15 protein-coding genes and 2 pseudogenes are annotated in these 22,512 nt (G+C 59.3%); 14 read left to right on the top strand and 3 right to left on the bottom strand.

Annotated features, from left to right (window positions below; translation table 11 throughout):
* The first annotated feature begins 156 nt into the window (after positions 1-156).
* The 14 genes and pseudogenes from Pla108_RS06915 to Pla108_RS06840 all read left to right on the top strand — a co-directional run.
* Positions 157-1,827, top strand: coding sequence for a hypothetical protein (locus Pla108_RS06915; RefSeq protein WP_146444130.1), 1,671 nt, complete (start codon positions 157-159; stop codon positions 1,825-1,827).
* Positions 1,828-2,160: 333 nt separating this feature from the next.
* Entirely contained in the window at positions 2,161-3,171 is a 1,011-nt protein-coding gene (locus Pla108_RS06910) for a hypothetical protein (protein WP_231934320.1), read from the top strand.
* A complete protein-coding gene (locus Pla108_RS06905) occupies positions 3,168-5,861 on the top strand; it encodes a GAP1-N2 domain-containing protein (RefSeq protein WP_231934318.1) in 2,694 nt (897 codons plus the stop codon). The genes Pla108_RS06910 and Pla108_RS06905 overlap by 4 nt, the downstream gene beginning before the upstream one ends.
* 4 nt (positions 5,862-5,865) lie before the next feature.
* Positions 5,866-8,736 carry a hypothetical protein gene (locus Pla108_RS06900; RefSeq protein WP_231934316.1) on the top strand — a complete coding sequence of 957 codons (2,871 nt, stop codon included), beginning with the start codon at positions 5,866-5,868 and terminating at the stop codon, positions 8,734-8,736.
* A 30-nt stretch (positions 8,737-8,766) separates the two neighbouring features.
* Positions 8,767-9,624: a GYF domain-containing protein gene (locus tag Pla108_RS06895; protein ID WP_146444126.1), complete on the top strand. Its 858-nt coding sequence runs from the start codon at positions 8,767-8,769 to the stop codon at positions 9,622-9,624.
* 49 nt (positions 9,625-9,673) lie between these two features.
* The gene (locus tag Pla108_RS06890; protein WP_146444125.1) at positions 9,674-10,582 is read left to right on the top strand and encodes a MotA/TolQ/ExbB proton channel family protein; all 909 of its coding nucleotides are present in this window, start codon (positions 9,674-9,676) and stop codon (positions 10,580-10,582) included.
* A gap of 97 nt (positions 10,583-10,679) precedes the next feature.
* Entirely contained in the window at positions 10,680-11,357 is a 678-nt protein-coding gene (locus Pla108_RS06885; RefSeq protein WP_146444124.1) for a hypothetical protein, read from the top strand.
* Between the two features lie 11 nt (positions 11,358-11,368).
* Entirely contained in the window at positions 11,369-12,295 is a 927-nt protein-coding gene (locus Pla108_RS06880; RefSeq protein ID WP_146444123.1) for a hypothetical protein, read from the top strand.
* A 117-nt stretch (positions 12,296-12,412) separates the two neighbouring features.
* Positions 12,413-13,453, top strand: coding sequence for a vWA domain-containing protein (locus Pla108_RS20895; RefSeq protein ID WP_197526306.1), 1,041 nt, complete (start codon positions 12,413-12,415; stop codon positions 13,451-13,453).
* Positions 13,454-13,488: 35 nt separating this feature from the next.
* Complete coding sequence (locus Pla108_RS06865) at positions 13,489-14,997, top strand: serine/threonine-protein kinase (protein WP_146444121.1); 1,509 nt, start codon at positions 13,489-13,491, stop codon at positions 14,995-14,997.
* Positions 14,998-15,065: 68 nt separating this feature from the next.
* The gene (locus Pla108_RS06860; protein WP_146444120.1) at positions 15,066-15,665 is read left to right on the top strand and encodes a sigma-70 family RNA polymerase sigma factor; all 600 of its coding nucleotides are present in this window, start codon (positions 15,066-15,068) and stop codon (positions 15,663-15,665) included.
* Between the two features lie 96 nt (positions 15,666-15,761).
* Positions 15,762-16,379 carry a hypothetical protein gene (locus tag Pla108_RS06855; RefSeq protein ID WP_146444119.1) on the top strand — a complete coding sequence of 206 codons (618 nt, stop codon included), beginning with the start codon at positions 15,762-15,764 and terminating at the stop codon, positions 16,377-16,379.
* Positions 16,380-17,012: 633 nt separating this feature from the next.
* Positions 17,013-18,109 (top strand): annotated as a pseudogene (locus tag Pla108_RS06850) (IS3 family transposase); the annotation flags it as partial.
* 150 nt (positions 18,110-18,259) lie between these two features.
* Positions 18,260-19,046: pseudogene (locus Pla108_RS06840) on the top strand (IS256 family transposase); the annotation flags it as partial.
* Here the strand turns inward: Pla108_RS06840 and Pla108_RS06835 are convergent.
* The 3 genes from Pla108_RS06835 to Pla108_RS20890 form a co-directional block, all read right to left on the bottom strand.
* Positions 19,021-19,656 carry a transposase gene (locus tag Pla108_RS06835; protein WP_231934314.1) on the bottom strand — a complete coding sequence of 212 codons (636 nt, stop codon included), beginning with the start codon at positions 19,654-19,656 and terminating at the stop codon, positions 19,021-19,023. The pseudogene Pla108_RS06840 and the gene Pla108_RS06835 overlap by 26 nt on opposite strands.
* 591 nt (positions 19,657-20,247) lie before the next feature.
* Positions 20,248-21,153: a hypothetical protein gene (locus tag Pla108_RS06830; protein WP_146444116.1), complete on the bottom strand. Its 906-nt coding sequence runs from the start codon at positions 21,151-21,153 to the stop codon at positions 20,248-20,250.
* Positions 21,154-21,454: 301 nt separating this feature from the next.
* Complete coding sequence (locus Pla108_RS20890) at positions 21,455-22,405, bottom strand: Ig-like domain-containing protein (protein ID WP_390615312.1); 951 nt, start codon at positions 22,403-22,405, stop codon at positions 21,455-21,457.
* Positions 22,406-22,512: the final 107 nt, after the last annotated feature.

Raw genomic sequence — 22,512 nt, 5'->3', positions numbered from 1 at the left:
GTTGTTCTCAAGGCCATTCAGCGGGCCGCGATTTGCTTATCCGACCCAGACGCCCGGCTTTCCTACACCGAGATGGTGCGTGGGAGGTCCAAGGGGCCAAAGACTCCAGTTCGCGCATCGCGGACGTCGGGGCCCCCGTCACCAGCTAACGCCCGGGTGAAGGAACGTGCTGCGGTCGCGTCGAGCGACTTCACGCCCTTATCCCCCGTGGCGCCGCCTAAGCCGCAGAGCGGGCATCAAGCGTGGCTGCTGCCGGTATTGTCAGGGGGGGGCGTTGCGATTATCGCGACCATCATCGCGGTCTACTTTGCCTCTCGCAGCGCTGAACCCCGTGATATCGATGGTGGTTCTTCGCCTCTCGTCGCCACCAACTTGCAGAGCGACCTGACCCCCTCAGCCGGCGCTTTGCAGCCTGAGTCCGAAGACCTCGCGGACGCCCCAACGGCTACATCATCTGAACCCTTGCCAGATGAGGCCGCCGATAGCCCCACGAGTGCGAGCCTATCTGCTGTCGCTGAGGCTATAGACACCTCCGGGCCAGCCAAACCGCCCCTAGTTAACCGGCCAAAGGAGCGTCATGCCCCGGGTCCCACGAAAGACCGCTTTAATGTAGCGACCGTCGCGGCCTCCCCGCCCACAGCCACCGAGTCGATTAAGAGCCAGAAGCCCCTGGCGCAAATCGTCGAGTTCACGAGCTTGCCGCTCTTGATGGCGATCGACTCTGCTCTGACGACTTCAGATTCAAAGCCATCCAAGACGGTTCTTCTTGGCAAGGCCGAGCCGGATCTGCTCAAAGAACTTGTGGTCAAGATCGATCAGCCAAAGACTCGCGCCGTCCAACGCGCGAGCTTTTATGCAGAAACGGTCAGCGAAAACGGCGAAGCGTTGGTGGAGCTGCGTTTGAAAGCGGAATCGACCTCGAACCTGGTCAGGACCTTCGAGGAGCCGGTGGCGAAGATTTATGTAAGAGAAGGGGCACTGATATTCGAATGGCTCGACCCGAAGTACGCCGCGGTTGCCGATCGGCTGCGGAACTGCGTTCTCCAGTTGGATCACCAAAACGAGTCCAAGAGGATCTGCCTACGGGAGGCAAAACTAATCGATTGCCACAAGGTCAATCTTCAGGAAGTGAAGAGCGAGATTCCTATTACGGGAGACTACTTGCCAGCCAAGGAAGCGATGGCCTTGCAGGTGACGGGGACCTACTTTGGCGGAAACTCTAGCTCGATGCGTCCTGAGACGGGCGTCGTCGAGGCGAATCGTGACCTCGATATTCTTATCGAGGGCGCGCCGCTTCCAATCAAGTTCCAGGTCCGGCTTACCAGCAACGAAGAAGGGCCTTGTGTAACGGTAATCCCGCGATTTCAGCTGGGGAAGAGGTGGCGAAGCTATAGTGCTGAACGAGTGACCGAAGCTATCGCGGGCTTAGAGAAGTCGATTGTCGACAACGAGCGGGCGATTAAACGCGCCCAACGAGACTTGCCCAACGCCAAGTCTCGTCTTAGCTCCGTGCGTGCGGAACTATCGCGGGCAAAGGGACCGCGAGCCGTATTCCTCCACGGTCAGGCGCAGAGTCTTGACACTCAAATCACCGGTTTGGAGAGCAAGATTCGAAGACTCTCCGACGCGATCCCTGAATCCAAACAGCTGGCGAAAGATATGTATAAGTTGGTGACAATCGGCAACGAGTTACATCTCAATGCAGAGATTGGATTTCGCGTCTATGTCCCAACCGAGTCGGGCGAATACGACGTTCTGCGTAGTCCCCTTCCGTCGAAGAGGCTTCCGGTAAGCTCGTCTCGCGGACGGACCGGACGGCCAACTTGACACATTGCCGCCGGTAAGACCCGTCTCAATCGCCACCACATCGACACGGCGTCCGCCGACATGCCCGCCTCCCAACCTGCCGCCCCGCCAAGAATCCTCATCCGGCTCAGACCTCGGGTGACGTGCCCCCACTGCTGGCAGGGGTTCGGTTCGGAGGACATCCGCTGGGTTGCGACGCATCCGGATTTGCAGAACGACGCTCGCTTGGGAGACGAGGGACTCCGATTTCTTCCGACTAGGTTCAACGTACAGGGCAACGCGGTCGATTCGCGAGGGATGATATGCCACGAAGTGGCGTGTCCCAACTGTCACTTGAGGGTGCCCCGCCCACTCGTGGAAGTCCCACCTCTTTTTGCGTCGATCGCCGGCACGCCGTCGTGTGGCAAGACTTATTTCTTGGCGTCGATGGCTTGGCGTTTGCGGAATGTCTTGCCGGGAAGTTTCGGGGTCTCGTTTACTGACGCGGACCCAATCTCGAACCTTCCGCTCAACGAATACGAGAACCTTCAATTCTACAATCCCGACCCCGACGCGTACGTCAAACTCGCGAAGACGCAAACCGAAGGCGACCTCTACAATCTTGTTCGTTACGGAGAACAGATCGTACGCTACCCTCGGCCGTTCCTGTTCTCGGTCCGCCCGGCCAAGGAGCACCCACTCTTCGCCAAGACGAGTTCTGCTTCGCGGCTCCTCTGCCTCTACGACAACGCGGGTGAGTCATTCCAGCCCGGCAGCGAAAACGCCGCAGCGCCGGTCACGCGGCACCTGGCTCAAGCCCAGTTCTTGATGTTCTGTTTCGATCCGACCCAAGAACCTCGCTTACGGCGCGACTGCGCGGAGCGCTCGGGAAGGTCCGAGACAGATATCGGCCTGGAAACCTACCGCCAAGACTCTGTCTTCCACGAGATGGTGGCGAGGGTTCGTCAGCACGGCGCGCTGCATCAGAACCAAAAGCACTCCAGGCCGCTGATCATCGTCGTGACGAAGTTCGACACCTGGAGCCCCTTGCTCGGGATGGGTGAGAGGCTCCCGGACCCCTGGAGGCAAAAAGACGGCGGCCTCTGCGGTCTCGACCATGCCTTGATTGACGAGGTGTCGAACCGAGTGCGAGACCTCCTCCGCAAGTACTCCCCGTCAATGGTGTCCGCCGCCGAGTCATTCACCGACCATGTTGTCTACGTCCCCGTCAGCGCCACGGGCTGTCTCCCCGTGGTCGACTCGGACACGGGTCAGTCCCTTGGCGTGAGCCCGAAGGACATCGATCCGATTTGGGCCGAGACGCCGATGCTCGTGGCTTTGGCGCGTTGGGGCGGCGGCCTCGTCCTCCCAGCCGACGTGGCGTGACCGATGAAAGGCCAGGTCCAGCAAGGTTCCTACATTTGAGTCAAGAACTCGTCTACACGTCGTCTCAGCGGGGCCTGCGGCCTGGTTCTCGCGGCTACTGTACCGTCGCCTGCACCCAAGGGATGGCGAAGAACCTCGCCGAGCAGCTAGAGTCGCTTAGCGGGTACAAGCACCTGTTCAAGGCGGGCGGTCCCCAGGCCCATCTCAACCCGGTCAACTACTCTTACCTCCGCCTCCGCATCGGAGGGATCGATCACTTCGTCCTCTCTCGCATCGCCGATTGCGGACTAGACTACACGCAGCGCTCCAACAAGATCGCTCACCATGTCGTGCTGGACGCGTCGGAACTAAATCCCGCTGGGCCGGCGGCAATAGCGGGACAGGCGGAGTACTTCGCCCGGGGATGGGAGGGCGATCCCCGGACCCTTCCCCCGAGTCGGCGGCCGACGCCCCCCGATGTCGTCGCGTCGCGGTGTACCGCTTGGGAAGCCGCTATGGGGGATGCCGGATGGGGTGGCGTGCTGGCGCGACATGCGATCGAGCGCCCCAACGAACCCGCGTACGTCATCTTCCCGTCCGGGACGGACCTTCTTCCGCTCTTCGCCGAGTCCCAGCGGCTGATGCCCCCCACGGCGCGTTGGACGTGCTCCTTTAGCACCTACTTCGCGATAACTCCCCCCGGCGTCGATTGTCTCTGGCGCGGCATAGCAGAGGGGACGCCGGAGGCCGAACGCCTGCGTCGCACCCCCGACCGCTTGGTGATTGACCTGGCTCAACGAGGCCCCGCACTCGAATCGTCGCCGTATACGGAAGCGGCCCGAACCGGCACGCTTCCTCAAGTGAGTTCACCAAATCAGCAGCGACCTTTCGACGAAAAACCAGCGGCAACGATCACGCCGGCTGCACGCGGCCCGGCTGAGATCAACGACAATCCAGTCGAGGTTCCCACGGTCCCCGCTGGGGCTCCACGGGGATGGGAGACCGGTGCGGCGCCTCCGATGTTGCCGATGCGGCCAACGCCTGTAGAAGGACATCGCCGCCTGGAAGACGAACTCTGGGAACCGCGACGTCGCGCGAGAAGCTCGCTCCCCCTGCCCGTTTTGATTGTCGCGGGATCGATCCTGCTGCTCCTGGGCGTCGCGGTCGGCGCGGTGATCGTAGGGTTTCCCTTCGGACCGACAGCCGAAGTCATTGATTCTGGCGAGGCGAAAGCGACTGACACGAAGTGGGAAAGCTCCATTACTAGGTCATCAGAAGAAAAAGTCGCCCCCGATAACGGCGACGTGATCGACCGTCAGCACTCGCAGAAGGATAAACCGTCTAAGCCAGAGCAAGAGGACTACAAATCGGACTCGCAGAATACGGCAAGCAAACCCCTAGTACCGAAAGCACCGGATCAGACGCCGCCGCAACCTGCTCCGCAGCGCAAACTTCCGCAGACTCCGGATAGGCCCACTCCGCCGCCTGGACTGTTTGATGGTCTCCGTAAGGAAGTATCACTACCCATTTTTTCGAGTAAGGTGGGCGATAAAGGCTACTTATCGTCAGTTGAGCTTGGTGACTACAACGGAGAATGGGGGGTCAGACCGACGCTATTGCTTGCGCCCTTGTCGAATACAGAGTTGAGGCTTGAGTCGATTGCTAACGCGAAGCGATGGAACGTTGCCGCGGGGGGGGGATTCGAGCACATCGCCGAAGTCGATCTCACCGATGGCAACGCAAAGATTGCTTGGATCGAGGGTCGCAGGAAGCCCAATTTAAAGGAAGAGATGGCGCTGCGAACAGCCTTCCTAAGTCTTGACTCCGATCCTCCTGGACAGCGCTTTGCAATCGCTCTGCAGCTTCCGTTTCCCGAAGGATCAGCATTGGGATTCTCAGACGACCTCGCCGCTGTACATTTCGCGCCGTCAAGCAAGCCGAACACACCGCTGATCCAGATACCTGACCAGCAACAGTTGATTTACACGGGCGAGGTGACCGGCTTGCCAATGCCCATTGGTCCCACAGCGTTTCGTATCGTGGCGGGTGGGTCATGGGAACTTCAGCTCGACGCGGATAAGAACATCATTCTAGTGATCGAAACAAGGACGCCAAAATCAGATTTTCATAGCCTCGAAATTGATATCCGCCTGCAGACAAGTGTCCCAAAAAGTCAAAAGAGGAGGAAAGACTTTGATCGAAAGTTCCTCGATGAACGATTGGAGGCTCGACACAAATCCGTCGATGCGGCGATACGTAAGCATGAGGACTACCATTACAAGTCGATTTTGCAAAAGCTAGGCAGAAACATCGATCAAGAGGTGTTCCGCTCAGCTTTGAGTAGATTGGCAGGCGGATTGGCGCAGGGAACCACTATTGCGGAGAAAGAGCGATACGAGCGTTGGCTCCGTCTAGGCGACTGGGAAATTCGTCAACCGAGCGCTCCGAAAAATGCTCCCCCGCTCTACGAGAACGGCAAAAACGCCCGCGCACAAAAGCAACTTACCTGGGAACAAGAGAACTTTCCGATCGAGCGGCTGGAGGCGTGGAACGTCCTCGCCGACGCTATTCCAAGAATGGAAATTCACATTAGGGCGACACGGCAACTTCGTGCCCAAGACGCTCCTGGCTTTAAGGTCCCGCCTTACGCGAACGTCTTCGTGCTCGGAAACCCGCCGCCGTTTGATCCTATTCCAAGCGAGCGTGACTGAGGCGATGCAAACCTACCAGTACTACGTCGACGACATCCAAGCCGCGGTCAACTCGCCTCAGACCGCCGACCGAGAGCTGCTACGCGATTCGGCCGCGCTCTACGCCGAAGCTTGCGCCGAGCTCAACCACCGGCTCCGGCAGATCGGCCAGCTGCTGCGTCAGGGTCTGCGAAGCGAAGCGATCCAAAAGGCGGAAGAGGAGCCGCACGTCCTTGACGTCTACGCGCTGCTGGACTTCCCGGAATTGGCCGAGTGGTTGGGCCTGCTGCGGAAGTGGAAGATGGCGCCACCGCCGCCGCTGCTGGGCGACATCGCGGCGGAAATCGACGAGGCATACGCCGCACAGCAGCCGATCGAGGCGTTGCTCAAGCAGCACCGCCTGCTCGCGTTGGGGCGCGGCCCTCTATCCGCCCGGATCGCCGTGCTCCGCCGTCTCATCGCGCTCGACGACGATGCTCAGGCCTGGGAGAACGACCTCCGCCAGATGGAATCGGCTCGCCTTTCTGAGGTCGAGAAACAGGCTCGCGAAGCTGCCGCGACCGACGACCTTCGAACACTCGATGCCCTCGCAGCCGAACTCCGTTCGACGGCGTGGCTCGTCCAGCCTTCCTCGGTCCTTACCGGCACGGTCGATTCGTTGCTGCGCTCGGTGGCCATTCGAGCGGCTCGCAGAGAGCTCGAAGCGCTCGAGCCTGCCCTGAACGAAGCCCATGGCGCGTTCGAGGTCGAGCGCGCAGCACAGCTAGAAGCGCATTGGGCGAAGGCGGCGGCGATCGCCGCGATATCGCCTGACGACCCTTTGCTTGACCGAGTGCAGCCGGCGCTAGATTGGGTCCGCGGGCAGCGTCAACAAATGGCGAAGCAGCAAGACCGGGAGATGCTCATCATCTCGATCGAACAAGGGCTGGACGACGGCGCTCCGCTGGCGGAGATCGGGCCACTGTACAATGAGCTATTGACGTATGACATTCCGGTTTCGGAGACGCTCGCTCGCCGATTCGCAGACCGAGTTGCGTCGGAAGAACTCGCCGCTAGCCGGAAACACCGTCTTGTACTCATGGGAGTCGGGGGGACGGTCCTTGTCGTGGGCGCCGTTTTGGCGGTGCTGTTCAACTGGCAACAGCATCGCAGCCAAGTCGCGAACGCAGTAAGTATCCTGCGCAATCTCAACCAGACCGGCGCGATCGGCGAGGCGCAAATACATTTCGAGAAGCTCGAACGCGAGTCTCCGGACGTGGCCTCCGCCTCTGAAGTGCGGGCCGAGCACGCCAAGACCGTCGGGTCGATCCAAGCCGAAGAGGGTCGGAAAGAGCAATTCAACGCGACCCTCGCGCAGCTGCGCGCGTGGACTTCGCCAGCACCGCCAGACACGACGTTGATCGCACGTGCGGCTAGCTTAGCGAAGTCTCCCGAAGAGCAGCAGCTACTTGCGAAGCAAAAAGACCGCGTGGAGGCGTGGCGACGCGCCGTCGAGGAGGCCGACACCAAATCGCTGCAGGTCAAACTGCAAAACCTTCGGGCAGAACTGGGTGGAGCCGAGAGGGCAATGCTGAGCGACGACCTGGCGGAGGTGGCTCGGCGGCTCTTTTCGGTCCAGAGCAAGCTAGATGAAGCCGTTAGCGCCCATCCCCGAGCGAGCGGCCTTTCCTCCCTGGCCAAAGGATTGCGAGAACGAGCAGGCGAGCTACTCCAGCAGTGCGACCTCGACGTTCGCAGCCGCGAGGCGTTGGCGGACGTAACCGAGTCCATCGGCGACATCGACGGCTATCGAAAGGCGCTGCAAGACTACTATCTGGCGCTTGGCGACGCCATCGACGAAGAGCAGGCTGCAGCCGTGCTGGCGGAGTCGCGACTCTGGGAAGGGCTGCTCGCATGGAATGCCGCCCTTCAATCCGCACCAGTGGAGGGTGGTCGGCTGACCCCGGAGGCTTCTCGCGAACTGCTCAAGAACGGCGAGTTACTCGCCGCCAACTACTCGGACATCCCGCTCTCGGATTGGTTCGCCACGCGGCGACCGTTCTACGAGTCCGTCGCCAACCGCCGATTGGCGGACGGGACATGGTTGTTAGAGGACATGGAGCGGCAGTACCGCGCGGACCCTCTCACCGCTGGGCTCTACATGGTTCAGGACGGCGCCAAGCGCTACTACTGCCGAAAGGCCCCCAAAGGCGACGGACGGATCGTGCGGTTCAAGTGTCTTCTGGACATGCAGCTTACTGAGCAAGAGAAGGCGATCAGCAAGGATAAAGTGGCTTATTTCGGCAAAGCCCCGCAGTCGGAATTCGCTGAAAAGGCGCACCGCGCGTTGAAGTCGATCGACGCCTATGGCTGGGAACGCTTTTTTGTCCAGGCTTTCAACCGGCTACGCAGCGACTCGAGAATTGACCCCGTCGTTAAGGTCATGATGCTTCAAGATCTGCTTAAATGGGGCTCCAGCGGAAGCAGCGTGCTGGAGGACCTTTACCGCAAGACGGTTGCGGAGCTTGGCGCTGCCCGGGTTGGCGGCGCCGTCTGGGTCAATCCCGAAGACCCCCTGCTGGTGCAAGAGCGTGCGCAAGCCGAGGTCGTTCTCATGGGGTTGGCGTTGCCGGATGAACAAGCCGTGAAAGACGCATTCGCCACGGTTCAAGAATTGCAGAAGCGGCCGGACTATCAGCTCCAATGGATCGGCTGGGCGCATCAACGCCGGGGCAAGGAGTGGGAGCTACGTGGCAAATTCGGTGGGGTGCAAACGGGCGAGCTGATTGTAATACTCAAGCCCGATGGCGAATCGGGCGCTCGCCTAGAAGCGGTTGGCGACTTCCAAAGAGGAGCGCCACGCCTACTGAGTGAGCGACTTCTCGCCGATGGGCGAGCCATTTTTCTCAGAAGATGACCCTGCATCACGTCGATCGGAGACCTTTCGGTGCAACAGTCTCTCTACATCCGGATGCGAGGACGCGTTCAAGGGCCTCTCGACATCGAGAAGGTGCGATTGCTCGTGCAGCGAGGCCAGCTCAGTCGTTCCCATCAGATATCGTTCGATGGCAAAGACTGGCGTACGGCCGGTGAGTTCCCCGACCTCTTTCCACCGATCGACACGAAAGCAGAAAGTTCGAACCGCAAGAAATCCTCCAACGCAGACACGGGTTATAAGCTAGAAGCTCCAACCGCCTCAGGCGGAGAGGGGTGGTACTACGAGCACGCGAACACTCAGAACGGCCCGGTATCTCTTAGTTCGCTTCAGCAGTTGATTGCGTCAGGCCGAGTCCAAGCGGCGGCCCTTGTTTGGAAGGAGGGGCTGGCGAATTGGGTTCCGGCCAGCTCGATGCCGGAATTCGCTGGGAAAGTGACTGGCTCGCCCCGCCCTGACGTCCAGGCGTCCTCCGATTACTCGGATCTGGCGCGTACTCTCAGCGACAGCCGTTCGTGGCTGATCTGCATAGCCGTCTGCCTGTTTTTAGGCGGGGCTATAGAATTGGTGCTCGGCGCTGTGACTGTGGTGCTCGGCGCCAAGTACAGCAGCACCCCCACCATGGTGTCAGGGTTTGCTTCGGTCGTCGGCGCCGGGGTCTGCTTCTGGGCGGGCCAGCTGATGGCGTCCAGCATTTTGCGGATCGGGAAATACCTGCAACAGCCGCGACAGAACCGCCTCGACGCCGTGCTCCGAAGTTATCGGGCAGTGTGGGTTTTTACGAGTATCCTGTTGATCATCGGCTATGTGCTCGGCTTGGCGGCTCTGATCATCTCACTGTCGGCGGGGATTTCGCTGGCGCCGAGTTAGGTGGTAGCCCGGAACGACCCTCAGAAATCAACTTCAAAGCACTGCCGCCATGGAACGCTATCAAACGGCTTACCCACCACCGGGGGCAACGCCAGGTCACGCCGCCCCCACGGGTCCAGTCCTGTCGTGGAGAAAGTCGGACATCGAACGGCGGCTCGCCTTCCCGGGCGCAAGGCACACGGCCGTAAGCAGCCTGCTCAGCTTCGTGCTCGCGGTGCTGATGACGGTTGCGTTTTACCTGATCGTCGCGGCAACCGATGGCTCATTCTTCGCGGAGATGTTCGAGCTCTCGCTGACCAAAGGCCACATCCCGCTTCTGATCGTCTTCTTTTTCAACTGGTCAATCGCGATCCTCTTCATCAAATGGAGGAAGCTCGTATTTCAGCGCAAGGCTCTAACGCTGCGGATTCTCCCCGACGATCATTTTGTGGTGTCTCCCAGCACCGTCGACGACCTCATGGCGCGGCTCTACCGCGGCGTCGACGACCCGCGGCACTTCGTCGTCCTCAATCGCATCCAGGTGGCGTTGTCTAATCTGAAGAACCTCGGGCGAGTGACCGATGTGGACGAGATCCTGAGGTCCCAGGCCGAAAACGACGAGCTCGCGATGGACACCTCCTATTCCCTGCTCAAAGGCTTCGTCTGGGCGATTCCCGTACTGGGCTTCATCGGGACTGTGCTGGGCCTGTCGCAGGCCATCGGCGGGTTCGGAAACGTTCTCTCTCAGGAGGGCGCCGACATGACGAAGATCGCGAGCGAACTGAAAGGGGTCACGGGAGGACTCTCAGTAGCTTTCGAGACGACGCTGCAAGGGTTGGTCGCCGCGCTCACCGTGCAGATGCTGATCACCTTCCTGCGGAAGAGTGAGGAAGAATTCCTCGACGCCACCCGAGACTATTGCCACCGAAACATCGTCAATCGTCTGCGTATGACCCCTTTCGAGACTGCCGCCGAGTGACGCCATGAGACGTAAAAAGTCGAGCGGCGCCTTCTCGCTGTTTGCATTCCAGGACATCATCACGTCGGTCACCGGAATTATCTTGTTGATCGCCCTTATGCTGGCGCTCGAACTGATCCAGAAGGACAAGATTACGGAGACCCCTGGGCAAGCGGGGAGCGAAGCCCAGACGGTCGAATCGATTTCGCCCGATCAGGCGGAGGAGCAGCTGCAGCAGCTCAAAAAGACTTCAAGAGAATTGGAACTCGTCCTTGCGGAATTGACGAATGCTTCGGCTGAACAACTCGACAAGCGACGTCAATCTCTCCAGGATTCGATTGAAAAGCTACGGCTACAGCGCGCCGCCGATTCTGATATCGCGCCAACGGATGCGGCGGACCGCCCGTCGACCGAGGCGATGGAGGGGGAGATTGAGGAGTTGAGGAAGGAACTGGAGGCCTTAAAGAGCGCCAAGCGGGTCATCTACAACAAGGACCCGACCACTTCCAAGGACGGGTGGGTGGTCGACGTCGGCGCGACGACAATCTCGATCGCAAGGCTAGACGGCGGAATGCAGAAAGCCACGATTTCAGCCCCTGCGGATGAGTTGGGCCTCGCAAGAATCGTCAAGTGGGCCCGGTCGCATGACAACGCGAAGGAGTATTTTGTCCTCTCAGTCAGACCCGGTGCTATCGCCCAGTTCATTACTCTACGCGACCAATTGGACGACCTCGGCTTCGACTTGGGGTTCGATGTCGTAGGCGGCGACGCCGTCGTCGTGAAGGCTGGCCCGTAAGAGAAGGATCCATGCGTCGCAATGCGAGCGATGATAACGAGAGCCTCGACCTGTTGTTGGACGCGATCTCCAACACCTTTGGTGGTGTTCTGTTTATCGCGGTGCTTGTCGTGATTCTGTTGCAATTCACGGGAGAGACGCAGACCAACGATGCGTCGATTTCGGAACCACCGGAGGCCCCTGAGGTCGTGGAGCGCCGCCAGCAGGCCCTGGAGCTTCTGCAGCGACAGGTCGAACGGCAGAATGCGATGGTTTCCGCTTTCGGCAATCAACAGCAGATCGAGATCGCCAAGCAAATCGCGGCGCTCGCCAGCGAGGCGGAGAGCCTCTCACAGCGATTGGGTGTTGAAGCTGATTCCGACCAGCAACGCGAGTTGCGGCGACAACGACTAGAGTCGACCGTCGATGCAGTTCGAGCGCAATCGACCCTGAACGCCTTGAGGCGCGAGGTCGAAGCACTGCAGCAGCAAGAAGCTCGCTCGGCAAAGCTTCCTCGTATGAGGAAGACCGTGAAGTCGGAGTTTCCGATGATAGTGACCCATGATCGACTGTACTGGCTTTACGAACCAAGACGTGGCGGCTCGCTCGGAGCTCCACGATGGGAGCAGTTCGAGCCGGCCCCAGACCAAGCCAATCCTGGCGTCGCAAGCGTGCAATTGCCTATAGACGACGGCTCGCTTGTAGTCGCTACCCCAAAGCGTAACTCGGGGATGTTGCTGCTAGATGAGGCGACCGTCAAGAAGGGACTCGGGGGTGTCTTGCGAAGTCTTGACGCCTCCAAGGTCTACCTCGCCATCGCGGTTTGGGAAGACTCGTTCGATTCCTTCGGAAGCCTGCGCAACGCGGTCGTGGACCTCGGATTCGAGTACCGATTGATGCCGCAGGATAAGACTTCCACCGTTGGGTCGGGAGGAACTGGCGACGCATTGGTGCAGTGAATTCGAATCCGGCGAATACTTGGTAAGGGGCGCGGCAGTGCTTGCGACTGCGTTGGCTATTTCGAGGCGGATACGAACCGCTGCTGCCTGCCGACACTGCTATATGAGAGCATCAAGATGAACCCGCCTCCCATACCCGCTCGGAACGGCCCGCCACCGCTGCCTCTGGACGAAGAAGAGTCGTTCCCTACGACCAAAGTCGTGGTCATCGTTTCGGTGATCATCGCGTTTCTGATACTCTTGCTGCTGGCCTGGCTTCTCGCGGACCACCTTAGCGGCGTGGGAAGAGGAGGAACTGGCGCCGGTACAGGAACCGTTGCGGGGAATGGCGGCGATGGAGGTGACGGCGGCTCGGGCTCCGGAGCGGGCGGCGGTGGTGGCTCCGGCAAAGACGCCGAAGACGATGGCGCGGGCGACGGAGCCTCGGCCAAGAATGACGGCAGCGGATCGGCCGCCCCTGAAGACGACGGCGAGTCGCGTGGTGACGACCTCGAACGTGTCGATTCTTCGAAGTCTTCGGGATCGGCGGGGGGGGAGGCCGACTCGCAATCATCGGAAGATCTCGAGCCTATCCCCCTTAAAAAGAACGGATCGGACCAGAACGCTTTCTTTGTAACTCCCTCTCCTCAGGCGGCTACGCCGAGCGGTCCGGCCAGGGCAGGAGAAGAGGCGGGCTCCGCCGAGTTCTTTGGCGCGTCCGCCGAGGGCAATCGCTTCGCTTACGTAATCGACGTCAGCGGCAGCATGGCGGGCGAACGCTTTGAGAAGGCCCGTGAGGAACTGTTGAAGTCGATCAAGCGGCTAAAGAAATCGCAGTCCGTTTACGTCGTCTTCTACAACGACCAGACCTTTGTGCAGCCGAGGGACAAACTTTGCGTTGCAACTCAGAAGATGAAGAATGCACTAAAGGAATGGATTGCCCTGGCGACGCCTCAAGGGGGCACCGATCCCCTAGAGGCGATTACGCGGTCCGTTTCAAAGCACCCGGACGCCGTGTTCGTTCTCTCAGACGGAGAGTTTGGGAACATGGTCGTCGACCAAGTCACGGCCGCAAACAAGGACCGGGTGCCAATCCATACCATTGGATTCCGGACGAGCGCCACCACTTTGCAAGAACTGGCGGAGAGAAACCGCGGCACCTTCAGCCGCGTTGACTGACAATCCTGTCGTCGATCGTCTCGCGAAACGCATCAATGCAAACAACGACCGAAGTTGCAGCGGCAAAAGCGCTCGATGCCATCCGCGGCAACGATGATCTCGGTTTGCTAATCGGCCGCGGAGGCATGGGGGCCGTCTACCGAATCGTCGAGCCAGATTCGGGCGCTGTGTTCGCCGTCAAGACGATCCGCAACGACCTGTTCGCTGGCGACGCCGAGGCGATGCTTCGGTTCGAGCGTGAATCCACTCTGCTGGGCCGACTGCATCACCCTAACATCGTCCGCCACTATGGCGGCCGCTATGAGGGGGACATCTGGCTATTCCTAATGGACTATATCGAAGGAGTCAGCCTACGCGACCTAATCAGAGAGGCCAGCGGGGAGTCGGGATCAGAGGGGTCTCTCCGCCAATTAGCGACGACCATCGCTGAATCGAGAGGTGGCCACACAGTCAGCGCGAGCGCCGATTATGTAGAAGTACGGAACGGCGCCCTTTCCACAGACTCCCTGGCGCTACGACCAGGCTACGTCCGAGATGCTTGTCTCCTCATCTGTCAGATCGGCGAGGCGCTGCAGTACGCCCACAATGCCGGGGTTGTTCACCGAGACGTTAAACCGGCGAACATCATCCTCGCCTCGTCGGGAGAATCGTACCTCGTCGACTTCGGCCTGGCTCGCTCAATCGATGACACTTCGTTGACGCCCGAGCTCGTCCCACTCGGCACCTGGCAATACATGAGCTGGGAACAGGCGGCAAATGCGCGTCATGTCGACCATCGCACCGACATCTACTCTCTCGGCTTGACCCTCTACGAACTGCTTGCCCTCCGACGTCCGTTCACTGCACAGACTTCGGGCGAGATGATGAAGGCGATCCTTCAGGACCCAATCCCTCCACTCGAACCACTCAACCCTACCGTCGGGAAAAGCATCGCTAGTGTCGTCCACAAGGCCACCAGCAAGGCAGCCGAGAGTCGATATCAAACCATGCAGGGATTTGTGGACGACCTCCGCGCCGCGGTAGACGGCGGTTCGGTGGCAGCAAGACCGTACCGTTTTCAACGGAACGAACGAGAGGTCGTCGTTTCGCGTCCCTGGGGCGTCGCCTTCGTCACGCTGCTCGTCTATCTCGTGTCGACAGGTTCGGTGGCGCTGGCGATTGAAACCATCGCCGTCGCGCCGGGTCCGCTGCCGATCGTGCTTGGGGCGGCATTCTTGCCCTTGGCCTGTGGATTTTCTGGCTATTACATCGGCTGGCGGCTCTTGCGTGGCTCCGCTTGGGCTCGCCGGCTTGTGGTCGCGCTGGCGTGGACCTTTGTCTTTCTACAGGCCGTGGTCACCTGGGCAACTTTCTACGCACCCGACGACCCCGCCTTTCGCAATCGTGGGGCGTTGGCGTTGGGCTCTCTGGCCTTCTTCGGTTTGACGTCCGTTGTCACCTTGTACCTGCTTGTCCTGAACCCCAGCATCGCTCGCTGGTTCAGACACTGTCGCGACGAGCGTGATCGCTACTCTCGAGTGCGTCGCGGTGAGATGCCTTCTTGAAAGGCCCGGTCGCAGCGGAACGGAGAGATGGCGGACATTGGAACTTAGACGCTTTCAAGTGAGGCGACATGGAAGAGAACTCTGTCACCCGGCTCCTACGTGAAGCCAAACTAGGCGACGCCGACGCTGCCGCAGACCTTTGCCGACGCTACTACCAGCAGCTGGTGCCCCTGGCAAGGAAGAGACTGCTATCGACGCAGCGGCGCGTCGCCGACGAGGAGGACGTCGTCAATCAAACACTACTACAGCTCCTGCAGGGAATCGCGGATGAGCGGTTCCACAAGCTCGACAACCGGGGCGATCTCTGGCAGATCTTGCTGGTCCTATTGGCTCGCAACGCCACGTCGCAGCATCGACGATGGTCTCGACTCAAACGGGGGGGCGGAAAGGTACGCGGGGAATCCGCGTTCGCCCGCAAGGATGAAGACTCTGGCGGGATTGGTGAGTTTCTCAGCCAACCCGCGACCCAGGAGACCGTCACGGAGTTCATTGACGCTTTCCAGAAGGCCTTCCAACCTTTCGAGGGGAGTGAGACAGCGGAGGTGATACTACTACGGCTCCAGGGGCTGACGGCCAAGGAGATCGCCGCAAGACTGGGCAAGTCGGAGCGAACCATTCAACGCGACCTGCTGAAAGTCCGCTGCCGATGGGAGAACTTTTTTGTCTAGCGACGGTTTTCCGTGTCGCACCCGCCGTTAGACGGCGAGGACATGAGGGAAGCGGCTTGTCGAGCCGCACACGCCTCCTAACGACCGGATGACCCTATGTTCACCCACTTTCGTATTGCTCTAGTTCTCGCAACCGCCATCTGCTCTAGCACCGTCGGGCAGTCGACCCAATCGGGTCCTTACTGGCCAAGCAACGAACCCTACTACGGACCACAGCGTCCTCTTTCTGCGACTGGCGCCTGGCGGTACGACCAGTCGGTGCGAGAGTTCTACCATGCTCTCGGCAGCCAAAACCAGCTATCTGCGGAACTCAATCGCTTTGAGATTGGGACCGTGCGGTCAGAGGCCAGATTCAACCGCGATGCAAATCGCGAGATTCGCACAGCCCAAGCTAGGGAGCGTCTCCATGACCGCCGCCACCGTCAAGACGCGAAGGCGCTTCAACTCCTCGAAGCGATCGAGGACGCCAAGGTGGTTTGGCCAACGGCTTTCCAGAACCCTTGGGCTAAGCGACGTCTGCGCGACGTTTGCGACGCATTAGGAAACTCGTATGCAACGCTGGGCGCCAAGGAGCAACTATCCGAGATTCGCAGCGCCCTGTCACAGGGGCAGTTAGCCGACAGCAGGCTAGAAAGGGATCGGGCGTTCCGTGTTCTCGTCTTACTGGAGCGGCTGGTCGCTATCAAACAGTTGTCGAGTACAGTGCTCAACTAGAGGGGCTTCTCACGGTCCTGTGTGGGTTGCGACATGCGACAACCGGTCGGTAGTGTCCGTCAAGTTGCGCACATAGCTTTCAGCCGTGCCCTGGCTTGGTAGGGGAGCGACCCGCAGACCCCCTCACAGGGTCTGCGGGGCGCCGATATCGCGTCTCTCTTCGGGTACCTCGCCGCGGGGGCCAAATCTTCCCACTGGAGGTCCTGACGCAGTCAGTCCGCTCTGCGACCTCGAGCTAACGCGACCCCCTGTTTATTCCCCCGATTCCTCGGACGGTTGACGAAGAGCGTCATCTTGGTTCGTGAAGACAAACAACGCGACGAAGACAAGCAGTTGGCGAGGCGGCGCTTCCAAGCAAATTGCTGTCGAACTTTGGCTAACACTGGTGTACGGGGTTAGGGCCACTTTTCATCGCCGAACAACTAGACCATCGACATCCTGGTTGCACTCTATCGCGTCTGGTGTCGAGCAGCGGAACGCTGCTAATCGAATTGGTGCGATAGCGATTTGCGTTGGATCGGAAGGGTTAGCGATATTCATTCATAGCACCTACCTGGTCTTCCCCCCTGAAACTGAGCCATTCTGAATGAGAGAATCCCGAGCTGGGCGGTCCCCCGGCATGGAGGTTCTTTGATGAAGCGAACGAAGCATTCGACGGAGCAGATCATCGAGAAGCTGCGTCAGGCCGATGTGGCTCTTGGTAAAGGGCAGAAGGTCCCCGAGGTCTGCAAGACGCTTGGGATCACCGAGCAGACGTACTACCGCTGGCGTCAGAAGTACGGGGGCATGGCCCCCGACTTGGCGAAGCAGTTGCGGGCTCTGGAGAAGGAGAACGCCCAGCTAAAGCGGCTGGTGGCCAATCAAGCGCTCGACATGGAGATCTTGAAGGAAGCCGCGAAGGGAAACTGGTAGGCCCCGAGCGGAAGCGGCGGACGGTCGAGGCCGTCCGCCGCCGCTTGGGGCCCAAGAAGGCGTCGGAGCGGCGAGTCTGCCGCGTGCTTGGGCAGCCGCGGGGGACGCAGCGTTACGAGTCGAAGCGGTCGGAGCAAGACAAAGAGTTGCTAGAAGAGATGCGGAGCATCGCCGCCGAGCGGCCCTGCTTCGGCAGCCCTCAGGTGTACGAGGCCCTGCGGAGGCGTGGCTGGGAGGTGAACCACAAGCGAGTGGAGCGGCTGTGGCGTGAGCACGGGATGCAGGTGGCGAAGAAACGCCATAAGCGGCAGCGCTTATCGCTGGGCGGGAGCGAGAACAGCTGCGTGCGCAAGGCGCCTCAGTATCCGAATCACATCTGGAGCTACGACTTCGTTACGGATTACACCGAGCGTGGCCGCCAGCTGCGGATGCTGTGCGTGCTGGACGAGTTCACTCGGGAGAGCTTAGCGATCGAGGTGCAGCGGTCGTTCGCGGCCCGACAGGTTCAAGACGTGCTGGGTTACCTGTTCGCAGTGCGTGGAGCGCCCGAGCACATCCGCTCGGATAATGGCCCAGAGTTCGTCGCCAAGAGTATCCGTCGTTGGCTCGACCGAGCCTGCGTGAAGACGCTCTTCGTCGCCAAGGCAAGCCCGTGGGAGAACGGCTACATCGAAAGCTTTAACAGCCGCTTCCGGCAAGAGCTCTTGGACCGTGAGCTGTTCTTAGGCTTGGAGGATGCCCGCTGGTGCGTCGATAGGTGGCGTCTGGACTACAACCACCATCGGGCGCACAGCTCACTGGGGTACATCCCCCCGGCCGTGTTCGCCGCCCGCTGGCCCTCCTCCGCTCCGGGGCCTGCTTCGGCTACGCCTCAGCAGGCCCCTCCGCTACGGAGGGCCAGCGGAGTAGGATCCAAACATCCCGATTCTCTCATAACGGCTGGTACATAAATCGGGGGAAGGCCAATCCGCCTGGAAGAAGACCGCCAGTGCCTGCTGGTGCTGATGGGGGCTACGAAAGAGGGCAAGAAGGAGCTGATCGCCATGACCGACGGCCACCGCGAGAGCGCCGAGAGTTGGCGTGAGCTGCTGCTGGCCTACCTCCGCAAGGCGAAGAGCGTCGAGGAGTTGATCCCGTACCTGTACCTCAAGGGAGTCTCCAGCGGCGACTTCACCGACGCCCTACGTGAAGCGTCGCGGCCTCTCGGCTGAGCCGAAGCTGGCCGTGGGGGACGGCGCCCTCGGCTTCTGGAAGGCCCTCCGCGAGGTCTTCCCCAACACCCGAGAGCAGCGGTGCTGGGTCCACAAGACGGCTAACGTCTTGGACAAGCTCCCCAAGGGGAAGCAGCCCAAGGCCAAGCGGATGATCCACGACATCTGGCAGGCGGAGACGCGCGAGGAAGCGGGCGCCGCTTTCGACGCATTCGTCGAGGACTACGAGCTGAAGCACCCCAAGGCGGTCGAGTGCCTCGTGAAGGACCGGGACGAGCTGCTGGCGTTCTACGACTTCCCGGCCGAGCACTGGGGCCACCTACGCACCACCAACCCGATCGAGAGCGTGTTCGCCACGGTCAAGCACCGCCAGAAGAAGACCCGCGGCAACGGCTCGCGGGCCGCGTGCCTCGCGATGGTCTTTAAGTTGGCCCAATCAGCCAGCAACAAGTGGCGAGCCCTCAACGGATCCGCCCTCCTGCCTGATGTCATCCAAGGAATCCCCTTCATCGATGGAGTCAAACAAACCGAAGTCGCCGCCTGAAATCTGCAATCAAAACAAAACTTCTTGACATAGCTCTGGCATCAACCTGGGCGTAGAGAGTCGGATGCTTACGGCGCAGCTCTCGCAAGAACTTGCTGGCCGCCTCGACGAGGATCCCCAGCCGCGTAAGCCCTCGGATGGTCGACTTCACGGTCGTCGAGTCCAGCCGCTGCTTGGACGTATCGACGCCCACCCGCTGGACGAGTTGGTCGGTGAGCGTGCGGAACAACACCTCCTCCAGACCGAGCTCGATAATCCGGCGGCGGTAGTTCCGCAGCGTCCGCTCACAGAGGTAAGCGTCCGGTTCGCGTTGGATGTCGAGCGCGTAGTGCCAGGCGATATCGAGCGCCACGGCCTCGGCCGCTTGCTGATCCGTCAGATCGTGCAGCTGCTGCAGGATCAGGGCGCCCAACGCGACATATAGGTCCTTGCTCGGCCGGCCGAAGTCTTCTCGGAACGCCGCGGCGAGCTGCTTCACTGGCAGGTGCTCCAGCAAGTAGTCGCGGAACACGCCCGCCCAGCTCTGCTCCAACAGCCTTCGGCGTTGGGGTCCGAGGTACTCCCACGGGTCGAAGAGAAGTTCGCTCGTGTGATCGCGGAGGGTTCTCATCCCGCCAGATTAGCGCCAGACCCTCACTGAGCAAGAGGGAGAGACGACTTTTTGCCGACGCATCAACTCTTGACGATATCTCTGTGTCAGAGCCTAACTCGCAAATCACACGTGAGACCAAGTAGCTTTAAGCGCCACCTGCCGGGCAACGAGTGGGCACTTCATCGTCGAAATCGTCATTGATCTCGCACGGGCCAATATTCCCGAGATCAATTGATGGGTATTGCGTGCAGGCAACTCCACATGGGCAATCGCTTCTTTTAAACCAAACAAATCTATAATCGAAAGGCCATCCACCCCCGGAAGACACTGACCAGACATACCGGCTCGCGATAGGCCTTTCCCACTCATGAAAGGTCGAGTTGTTCTTGCAAATTAGGCTAAAAACATTGCAGCCCTTCGTGCACACGGCTCGGCAGACAGGCGCTGCCGCGAAAAAAAACACGAACGCCAACAAGACTGAGTATACGATCGCTGTGTGCTTTCCAACCATGAAATACCCCCAATGCAAAATGAGTTTTGGGATCGTAAACAGACAGACATTCCAACGCCGCACATCGAGATTGGTCGAGCGTATCCGCGTACTTTTCGCTACAAGCGATGCCATCGCTTTGCCGCTACTGCTCCGGCGAGCGCTACGGTAGCAATTAGTGTTGCGGCGATCAAGGCTTTTCTCAAGAAAGACCCCTGCTCCCAGGCGTCCTTATGATCCGACGTGCCGTACCGGTCCAGGGTTATTTCGGAAGAAGACCCGTCGGCCGCAACTTCGTAGTATTTGCCGTCTTTCTTGACGTGAGTTCCCTCTGGGAACAGAACTTCAAACTCTGAATCTTGGATCGGGACATTTACGGAAGCCTCGGTGACTTCACCGCTGATTTTGAGAGTTGGCTCGCCCTCTGAATCGAAATAATCTGTTGTCCAGGAATCAATGATCCATCCAACCTGCGCGTCTTCCCTGTACTGAAGAGACACTTCTCTAAGGACAGTACCATCCAGCACCTCCCTCAGGCTTTCAACTCGACCTCCAGCTTCAGGATTCACAACGATTTTTACTGCTAACTGAGGATAAGTGTTCTGCACCTCTAATACGGCGGTCTTTACGTTGCTACTGACAGATGCATGTGATGTTATTCTTGAACGAGGCAGGATATACCCTTTGAGCGTCAAAAGCGACTGTGGGTCTGTGGCGTAGTAGATTGGATTGATTTCGCCGTGATTAGCCACAATCTCATGTGGCTTACCGCTACCGTTTTGGAAGCCAATGGGCTGCTTCGCGTTGCGGTAGAGAATGCGACTTTCCTCGCCATTGAAGGCAGCGACACGGTCCTTCCGGACTATACCGCCCGCTCTTGTGTCCCATGCGTCACCTTGCCGCGACCACGCTACGCGGCCCCCAGAAACCACTACTCTCATTGTTCGGTGAAGCGTTTCGACCTCGGGTGCCGGATCGGCTTCGCTGCTGTAGGGGTCTAACGCTGAGCCGCTGTGATCCTTCAAACGGGATTTTTGAATCCGCGAAGTGCGACATTCTAAGACGAGTGTTTTAAGCGAATCTCGATACTCAGACCAAGACCTTTGGATAGTGCTTTCGTCTACTGCAGGCTGACCAGAAGCTCTAGCTGGAAAGATGGCGAGCGTTAGGATGAGCCCGAGGGGAATGTGCAACAAAAAGGGTAAACAGCCATCGCTTCGCACTAGATAGCGATTCCGGAGATTAAGCATAGACAAAACTCCCAAAATAATAGTTGCGTTTGCAAGCCAAGTGTCGCGCAGCGCCTAAAACGAAGTGCTTTCACGTTCAACGTGTTTGTAAAGCTACGGCCTTGACGCCCGTGTATTTTATTGGAATAACTATTTGACTGCGGTCCTCGTCGCTGCCGATTCGCAGAGCAATTGCAAGGCCTACTGCGTGGCGACCGATATCGCATTCTTGCGATATCGAGACTCGCACTCTGTCCATCGCGTCACAAGTCACGAGCGCAGCAGATAACGACGAGTCAGAGCAGTTCAGACTGACATCACTGATTTGCTCATTGTGGGTTGCGATTACCTCGATTTCTCTTTCCACTTTTGTTCCGAGTTGCACCCAGCCCAGAAGTACCTCCTCAGGTATAGTTCTAAGGCGGCAGCAGCTGTCACAGCGAACGCTGAGAGGCTCTGCAAGGCGCACGACACTTCCGTCTTCAAGCGTGCAGATCACGCCGACTTTCCTTACAGAGTCGGTGCGGCTGTCGAGTGCATCCCAAGGGCTAATATCGAGTTTGAAGGATGTTGAGGAATGTCGCGATACGCTGCAATCCACCGTGTTTGTGCTGAGAGCTCGAATTGATCGCAGTGGCAGCAAAGACGTGATGCGGACAGTGCTGCCGCCGGTCTTCGGAACTTTGGCGTCGGATTCAGATATTTCTAAGTTTTCTGGTTCAAACTCCAACAGCGAACGAGATCGGCCAGAAAGTGTCCATTGATATGGGGCAGAATCGGAGGTCGTGGTCTTTGCGACGATCTGTACGGAGAAAGGTCGGTCGATAGAGGTTGAATCAGAAGTGGGGACTTGTATATCGGCTTCCACGACGGTCGTCTGGCCCGTGGGTATCGTTACTTGCCGAGGGGACAATGACGTGCAGATACAACTAGATTCTAGCGATTCGATGTCAACGTCGTCGTTCGAGTGATTATGGATATGCAACAAGCGTTTTTCCGAGCTCCCCTCCCAGCATAGGCCGAGATCGAGGTCGGATTCGCTAATCATCAGAGCGCTATTCTGTTCAACACTGTTTGACTCGATACATCCAAGTGATGCGATATAAAAGATACACGGCATAGCCTTGATCGCGTGGAACCATCGTGTCCTAGAGG

It is taken from the genome of Botrimarina colliarenosi (assembly GCF_007859955.1).
Lineage (GTDB): Bacteria > Planctomycetota > Planctomycetia > Pirellulales > Lacipirellulaceae > Botrimarina > Botrimarina colliarenosi.
Note: the sequence above shows the minus strand (reverse complement) of the source record. Positions and strands in the feature narration are given on the sequence as shown.

Bases quoted from the DNA above. Each gene is read 5' to 3' on its own strand.
- Pla108_RS06885 (WP_146444124.1), top strand. From the start codon at position 10,680: ATGCTGGCGCTCGAACTGATCCAGAAGGACAAGATTACGGAGACCCCT.
- Pla108_RS20895 (WP_197526306.1), top strand. From the start codon at position 12,413: ATGAACCCGCCTCCCATACCCGCTCGGAACGGCCCGCCACCGCTGCCT.
- Pla108_RS20890 (WP_390615312.1), bottom strand. From the start codon at position 22,405: ATGATTAGCGAATCCGACCTCGATCTCGGCCTATGCTGGGAGGGGAGC.
- Pla108_RS06890 (WP_146444125.1), top strand. From the start codon at position 9,674: ATGGAACGCTATCAAACGGCTTACCCACCACCGGGGGCAACGCCAGGT.
- Pla108_RS06880 (WP_146444123.1), top strand. From the start codon at position 11,369: ATGCGTCGCAATGCGAGCGATGATAACGAGAGCCTCGACCTGTTGTTG.
- Pla108_RS06865 (WP_146444121.1), top strand. From the start codon at position 13,489: ATGCAAACAACGACCGAAGTTGCAGCGGCAAAAGCGCTCGATGCCATC.
- Pla108_RS06855 (WP_146444119.1), top strand. From the start codon at position 15,762: ATGTTCACCCACTTTCGTATTGCTCTAGTTCTCGCAACCGCCATCTGC.
- Pla108_RS06860 (WP_146444120.1), top strand. From the start codon at position 15,066: ATGGAAGAGAACTCTGTCACCCGGCTCCTACGTGAAGCCAAACTAGGC.
- Pla108_RS06835 (WP_231934314.1), bottom strand. From the start codon at position 19,656: ATGAGAACCCTCCGCGATCACACGAGCGAACTTCTCTTCGACCCGTGG.
- Pla108_RS06900 (WP_231934316.1), top strand. From the start codon at position 5,866: ATGCAAACCTACCAGTACTACGTCGACGACATCCAAGCCGCGGTCAAC.